The organism is Streptomyces sp. NPDC031049 (assembly GCF_055571015.1).
The window spans coordinates 41,964-48,834 of the sequence record NZ_JBVIGC010000004.1; the positions used below are offsets into that span (position 1 = coordinate 41,964).

General features: G+C 70.1%; 7 protein-coding genes. 1 reads left to right on the top strand and 6 read right to left on the bottom strand.

Annotated elements, in window-relative coordinates:
• Positions 1-86: 86 nt before the first annotated feature.
• Positions 87-2,609, bottom strand: coding sequence for an ATP-dependent Clp protease ATP-binding subunit (locus ACZ45Q_RS07965; RefSeq protein ID WP_468256587.1), 2,523 nt, complete (start codon positions 2,607-2,609; stop codon positions 87-89).
• Between the two features lie 430 nt (positions 2,610-3,039).
• Between ACZ45Q_RS07965 and ACZ45Q_RS07970 the strand changes: the two genes are divergently transcribed.
• Positions 3,040-3,768: an SCO3374 family protein gene (locus ACZ45Q_RS07970; RefSeq protein ID WP_468256589.1), complete on the top strand. Its 729-nt coding sequence runs from the start codon at positions 3,040-3,042 to the stop codon at positions 3,766-3,768.
• Positions 3,769-3,835: 67 nt separating this feature from the next.
• Here ACZ45Q_RS07970 and ACZ45Q_RS07975 read toward each other — a convergent pair whose 3' ends face one another.
• The 5 genes from ACZ45Q_RS07975 to ACZ45Q_RS07995 all read right to left on the bottom strand — a co-directional run bounded on the left by ACZ45Q_RS07975 (position 3,836) and on the right by ACZ45Q_RS07995 (position 6,526).
• A complete protein-coding gene (locus ACZ45Q_RS07975) occupies positions 3,836-4,171 on the bottom strand; it encodes a histone-like nucleoid-structuring protein Lsr2 (protein WP_468256591.1) in 336 nt (111 codons plus the stop codon).
• Positions 4,172-4,385: 214 nt separating this feature from the next.
• Positions 4,386-4,925, bottom strand: a complete 540-nt coding sequence (locus ACZ45Q_RS07980) for an amino-acid N-acetyltransferase (protein WP_468256594.1) — start codon at positions 4,923-4,925, stop codon at positions 4,386-4,388.
• Positions 4,926-4,934: 9 nt separating this feature from the next.
• Positions 4,935-5,384, bottom strand: a complete 450-nt coding sequence (locus ACZ45Q_RS07985; protein WP_468256597.1) for a BlaI/MecI/CopY family transcriptional regulator — start codon at positions 5,382-5,384, stop codon at positions 4,935-4,937.
• A 192-nt stretch (positions 5,385-5,576) separates the two neighbouring features.
• Entirely contained in the window at positions 5,577-5,756 is a 180-nt protein-coding gene (locus ACZ45Q_RS07990; RefSeq protein ID WP_468256600.1) for a hypothetical protein, read from the bottom strand.
• 26 nt (positions 5,757-5,782) lie between these two features.
• Entirely contained in the window at positions 5,783-6,526 is a 744-nt protein-coding gene (locus ACZ45Q_RS07995) for a hypothetical protein (protein ID WP_468256602.1), read from the bottom strand.
• Between the last annotated feature and the right edge of the window lie 345 nt (positions 6,527-6,871).

Genomic DNA, 6,871 nt, shown 5'->3' on the forward strand with positions numbered 1-6,871 from the left:
GGACGGCCGCCGCGACGCGGCACGGCAAAGGGGCTGCCCCGGGACCGGAGTCCCGGGGCAGCCCCTTGCTCGGCGCGCCCGGAGGGCTACGCCTCCTTGCTCAGGTTCGGGCCGCCGCCCGCCGCCTGCTCGATCGGCGGGACGTCGGGCAGTGCCGACTTCTCCTCACCGCGGAAGGTGAAGGTCTGGGACTCGCCCTCGCCCTCGGTGTCCACGACCACGATGTGACCGGGGCGCAGCTCGCCGAAGAGGATCTTCTCCGACAGCGAGTCCTCGATCTCGCGCTGGATGGTCCGGCGCAGCGGCCGGGCGCCCAGCACGGGGTCGTAGCCCTTCTTGGACAGCAGCTCCTTGGCGGTCTGGGACAGCTCGATGCCCATGTCCCGGTCCTTCAGGCGCTCGTCCACCTTGCTGATCATCAGGTCGACGATCCTCAGGATGTCGTTCTGCGTCAGCTGCGGGAAGACCACCACGTCGTCGACGCGGTTGAGGAACTCGGGCCGGAAGTGCTGCTTCAGCTCGTCCGACACCTTGTTCTTCATGCGCTCGTAGTTGGTCTTCGTGTCGCCCGCGGCGGCGAAGCCCAGGTTGAAGCCCTTGGAGATGTCCCGGGTGCCGAGGTTGGTCGTCATGATGATGACCGTGTTCTTGAAGTCCACGACCCGGCCCTGGGAGTCGGTCAGCCGACCGTCCTCCAGGATCTGCAGCAGCGAGTTGAAGATGTCCGGGTGGGCCTTCTCGACCTCGTCGAAGAGGACGACCGAGAACGGCTTGCGGCGCACCTTCTCGGTCAGCTGGCCGCCCTCCTCGTAGCCCACGTAGCCGGGGGGCGAACCGAAGAGACGCGAGACCGTGTGCTTCTCGCTGAACTCCGACATGTCGAGGGAGATCAGCGCGTCCTCGTCACCGAAGAGGAACTCCGCGAGCGCCTTGGACAGCTCCGTCTTACCGACACCGGACGGGCCGGCGAAGATGAACGAGCCACCCGGACGCTTCGGGTCCTTCAGGCCGGCGCGGGTACGGCGGATCGCCTTCGACAGCGCCTTGACGGCGTCGTTCTGGCCGATGACCCGCTTGTGCAGCTCGTCCTCCATGCGGAGCAGACGGCTGGACTCCTCCTCGGTCAGCTTGAAGACCGGGATGCCGGTGGCCGTGGCGAGGACCTCGGCGATCAGCTCGCCGTCGACCTCGGCGACGACGTCCATGTCGCCGGCCTTCCACTCCTTCTCCCGCTTGGCCTTGGCGGCCAGGAGCTGCTTCTCCTTGTCGCGCAGGGAGGCGGCCTTCTCGAAGTCCTGCGAGTCGATCGCGGACTCCTTGTCCCGGCGGACGCCGGCGATCTTCTCGTCGAACTCGCGCAGGTCCGGCGGCGCGGTCATCCGGCGGATCCGCATCCGGGAACCGGCCTCGTCGATCAGGTCGATCGCCTTGTCCGGCAGGAAGCGGTCCGAGATGTACCGGTCGGCCAGGGTGGCGGCCTGGACCAGCGCCTCGTCGGTGATGGAGACGCGGTGGTGCGCCTCGTAACGGTCGCGCAGGCCCTTGAGGATCTCGATCGTGTGCGGCAGCGACGGCTCCGCGACCTGGATGGGCTGGAAGCGGCGCTCGAGGGCCGCGTCCTTCTCCAGGTGCTTGCGGTACTCGTCCAGCGTGGTCGCACCGATGGTCTGGAGCTCACCGCGGGCCAGCATCGGCTTGAGGATGCTCGCCGCGTCGATGGCGCCCTCGGCGGCACCCGCACCGACCAGCGTGTGCAACTCGTCGATGAACAGGATGATGTCGCCGCGGGTGCGGATCTCCTTGAGCACCTTCTTCAGGCGCTCCTCGAAGTCACCGCGGTAGCGGGAGCCGGCGACCAGCGCGCCGAGGTCCAGGGTGTAGAGGTGCTTGTCCTTGAGGGTCTCGGGCACCTCGCCCTTGACGATGGCCTGGGCGAGGCCCTCCACGACGGCGGTCTTGCCGACGCCGGGCTCACCGATCAGGACCGGGTTGTTCTTCGTCCGGCGGGACAGCACCTGCATGACCCGCTCGATCTCCTTCTCGCGCCCGATGACCGGGTCGAGCTTGGACTCACGAGCGGCCTGGGTGAGGTTCCGGCCGAACTGGTCGAGGACCAGGGACGTGGAGGGCGTGCCCTCGGCAGGACCGCCGGCGGTGGCGGTCTCCTTGCCCTGGTAACCGGAGAGCAGCTGGATCACCTGCTGCCGCACGCGGTTCAGATCTGCGCCCAGCTTGACCAGGACCTGGGCGGCGACGCCCTCGCCCTCACGGATCAGGCCGAGCAGGATGTGCTCCGTGCCGATGTAGTTGTGGCCCAGCTGAAGCGCCTCGCGGAGCGACAGCTCCAGCACCTTCTTGGCACGGGGAGTGAAGGGGATGTGACCCGACGGGGCCTGCTGGCCCTGCCCGATGATCTCCTCCACCTGCTGGCGGACCGCCTCGAGCGAAATCCCGAGGCTCTCAAGGGCCTTGGCGGCGACACCCTCACCCTCGTGGATCAGGCCCAGGAGGATGTGCTCGGTGCCGATGTAGTTGTGGTTGAGCATCCGGGCTTCTTCCTGAGCCAGGACGACAACCCGCCGCGCGCGGTCGGTGAACCTCTCGAACATCGTTAATCGCTCCTCAGAGCGGTCAGGCAGTAAGGGGAACTTCCCCTCCCTGTCCTTCCGCAGCTTAGTCCCGCAAGCGGGGACCGCTCATTCCAACTGCCGACACCGTCGATGGCCTCCTGACCCCGAACGCCGACATCTGCTCCAACCCGATGGTGCGAGACGATGTTCCCGCAGGCCAGGCAGATACCCCACTCGCCAGTACGCCGATGGCGAACGTGAGACGGCCCGTCCTGCGTGTCGCCCCCTCCCACTAGGGATGTCTTACCCGCCGGCACTGACAGTCCATGCCGCGTGCACCCGTTCCCTCCGCTACGGGCGAACAACTTCACGCCTCCCCGCACCCCGGTGCGCCCCCTCGTTCGATACTCAACGCATTCGTCAGGGCACCCAGCGTAACCCGGACGCCCTTTCGACGGTTGCACTTGGCATGTCAGGTGCCAACTCGGTCCCTTCCCCTCGCCGGCCGCTCGGCCCGGAGGGACCCGGGCCGCACGTCGGCCTTCCGGCCGCTCCCGCCGGTCCCGCCGAGTGGGTCCGGCGGACGCGGTGGTGGTACGAGACCGTGCTGCGGTGGGAGACGGCGACGGGGCAGGACGAGGTTCCTGGCGCGTGCGGTGTCCCTGGTGGCGCGTGCGGTCTGCCCGGCGGGTGCGGGTGCGGGTGCGGGTGCGCTGCGGCGCCGGTGCGGCTGCGGGTGGGGGTGCGGTTCGACGTGCTGGACGTGCCCGTGGAGGCCGGGCAGGGCGCGCTGTGGCGGCTGAGGCCGGACTCTCCCGTGGCCGTCCAGGGCGGGCGCATGCGGCTGCTCGTGGCCGCGGGCAGCGCGGAGGAGCTGCCGGGGCTGCTGGACTGGCTGGAGTGGGGCTCGCTGCCCCTCGGCCTGAGAGCGGTCGGCGAGGGCGGCCTCATGGACGCGCCGCCGCCTCCCGGGCCCGGTCCGGCCGGGGCGGCCGGAGGGGCGGGTGGGCAGGGGGCCGCCGTATGGCTGCGGCCCCCCGTTCCAGGGCGCGAGGTCGAGGCCTCGCTGCCTGCGCTGTCGGCCGTGGGGGGCGGTGCGGGCACCCCCGATCTCGCACGGCTCGTCGACACGGTGGCGGCGCACTGTCACCGCGTCCGGCTGCGGCGCCCGTGCGGTGCGCCGCTGGCCTCCGGGTGAACCGGGCTTACGCTCGGTCACCTGTTCGGCCATGTGCCGTTCCGTCGATCGCCGGTCCGGCGATCGTTCAGCCGTTGGCCTTCTCGTAGGCCTCGCGAATGCTGGCGGGAACACGGCCGCGGTCGTTGACCTCGTAACCGTTCTCCTTCGCCCATGCGCGGATGGCCGCGGTGTCCTGGCTGCTGCCCGAAGAAGCGCGCGCCTTGCCACGCCCGCCCGAAGCGCGCCCTCCGGTACGACGACCGCCCTTCACGTAAGGCTCGAGAAGGCCGCGGAGCTTGTCCGCGTTGGCGGTGGTGAGATCGATCTCGTACGTCTTGCCGTCCAACGCGAACGTGACGGTCTCGTCCGCCTCGCCGCCGTCGAGGTCGTCGACAAGAAGGACCTGAACCTTCTGTGCCACCGGATTTCCTTTCATCGATAACTTGAGGGCCGGGGTCCGCCGGCGTCCGCCGTAACGCCGTCCCCTGTTATATGCAGTACTGCAGTACGCCGGAAAGCAAACCGCTTTTGCCGGAAAAACACAAACCCCCGGCCGAGACCGGCGGCCCGGCACCCCACCGGAAAGATGCGCGTTTCGGACATAGGGCACCCGTGTGCGGCAGTCGTGCCGTCGATCACAGGTGCAGAAGCATCCGGCTGTTGCCGAGGGTGTTCGGTTTCACTCGTTCGAGACCGAGGAACTCCGCGACGCCCTCGTCATAGGAACGCAGCAGCTCCGCATAGACATCGGTGTCGACCGGCGTCTCCCCGATCTCCACGAAGCCGTGCTTGACGAAGAAGTCCACTTCGAAGGTCAGGCAGAATACGCGGCTAACGCCGAGCCAGCGTGCGGTGTCCAGCAACTTCCGCAGCAGCAGGTGGCCGACGCCGGCGCCCTTCAGCCCCGGCTTGACCGCGAGAGTGCGCACTTCCGCCAGGTCTTCCCACATCACGTGCAGCGCGCCGCAGCCGACGACCTCGGCGTTGTCGTCGCGTTCCGCGACCCAGAACTCCTGGATGTCCTCGTAAAGGGTCACCATCGCTTTGTCGAGCAGGATGCCGTCCCGGACGTAGGCGTCGAGGAGCCGGCGTACCGCCGGGACATCCCTGGTGCGGGCCCGCCGGACGGTGATGGCATTTGCGGTGACTTCGGGGCTCACTGCTGACGCTGGCATGAGCGGACGCTATCGCTCGTCGTCGCCCTGCGCCGAGCCGGGGGCGGGAGGGGTCCGCGGAGTATTGGGCGCCGGGGTTTCGGGGGTTTCGGAGGTTTCCGGGCCTTGGACGATGCGGATGGCGTCGCTGAGTGCCCGTCGTTGTTCCTCGCTCATCATGCCGAAGAACGCCACGAGGGCGGCGGCCGGGTTGTCGCTCTGCGACCAGGCGTCGTTCATGAGCGCGGCGGCGTAGGCGGCGCGGGTGGAGACGGCCTCATATCGATAGGCCCGGCCTTCCGACTCGCGGCGCACCCAGCCCTTCTGATGAAGATTGTCCAGAACGGTCATCACCGTGGTGTACGCGATGGACCGTTCCTGTTGGAGATCTTCCAGGACTTCTCGAACGGTGACCGGGCGGTTCCACTTCCACACCCGGGTCATGACCGCGTCTTCGAGTTCTCCCAATGGGCGAGGCACACCTCAGCACAATAGTGGGAGATCCCGGCATTGGCGGGACGAACGTGCGCGTCGGCGACAAATGGGGCGAATGGGGAGGTGGGGGTGGCGCGGGTGGGGCCGTGGCGGGGCGCAGGTGGAGGCGAAGGTGGCGGGCGCCCGCCTGACGGGCGACGCCGGGCGACCCGCCCCCCGGGGGGGGTGGCGGGTCGGTCAGGAACCGGTGCGCGGGGAGTTCTGCCGCGTGTTCTCCGCGCGCGTGAGGGCGGCGTCGACGGCCGCGTCCTCCTTGGCCTTGTTGGCGCCGCCCTGGGACTTGATGATCACCCTGATCACGGAGGCGAAGAGCACGGCCATGACGACCGGGGGCAGGAGCGCGGAGACGTAGTCCATGACTCCAGGGTAGCCAGCCGCGCCCGTCAGCCTGCGGCGAGGTGCGGGTGGGAGCCGGCGGGGGGCGGGGCGGGCTTGCGGCGGGGGAAGACCTCGCCCGGCGTCGGGATGGGGCGCTTGGGGGTGGGGCCGGGCGCGGGGGCCGGCTTCCGGGCGGGCCTCGGGGCGGGCTTCTGGGCCGGCTTCTTCTCGGGGCTCTTGCCGGGGTCCTGCTCGGCCGCGAAGGGGGCGGCGGACAAGCCGCCGGGGAGGGCAAGGAGGCGGGTACGGGCGGTCGCGGAGGTGGGGGTGGACGCTGAGGCGGGAGTGGCGGCGTGGGTGTCGGTGGACGTGCGGGCGGCGGGGACGGTGGCGTGGGCGGTGCCGGTGGTGCCTGTGGTGCCGGTGGTGGTGGCGGTGGCGGTCTCGGCCCGGCAACGGGCGAGGAGGATGGCGGCGGTGGGGTTTCCGCGCAGGGCGCCCAGGGCGGCGAGGTCGTCACGGGTGGGGTGGTGCCCAGCGCTCAGAGCCTCTTCGAGGAGGGCGAGGTAGCCGGTGGCGGTGCCGGGGAGCGCTGCGCGGTAGCGGGCGAGGTCGGCCACCAGGAACGCCCTCAGGCGGGCGCTCTCCCGCGTCGCCTCGTCGAGCGACTCTGCTAGGCGGAGGCAGTCCTGGACGTCCTCGGCCGAGACGGGGCTGGGGTTGAGGGCGAGGGCGAGGGCGCGGCGGAGCACACGCAGCTCCTCCACGCCGAACGCCATGCCGCCGCGGGATCCGTATGGCGTGGGCATGCGCCGACGATACGCGCTAATCAGACAAACTCGACATAGGGGGTGGGTGTGGCGTCGGGCTTGCCACCCGGGTGGGCGCGGGGTGCCTCCGGCGGTTGCGCGGGGTGTGGGGTGGGTGGGGGTTCGCGTGGTGTGCCGGGTGCGGGGTGGTGGGTGGATGCCTGCGGCGCCGCTGCGGGTGGTCGGGGGTGCGCGTAGCGCCTCGGGTCCGGTGGGTGGTACGGGGCCGCGCCGGGGGTCTCCGTCCTCGGAACGTCGCGAAATCGGCCGACTGGAAGGTCCCCGTGTTGACGCGACAACCGCTGCGGGCGGAGCCCCCCCCCCCCCCAACACAACCCCTCCCCG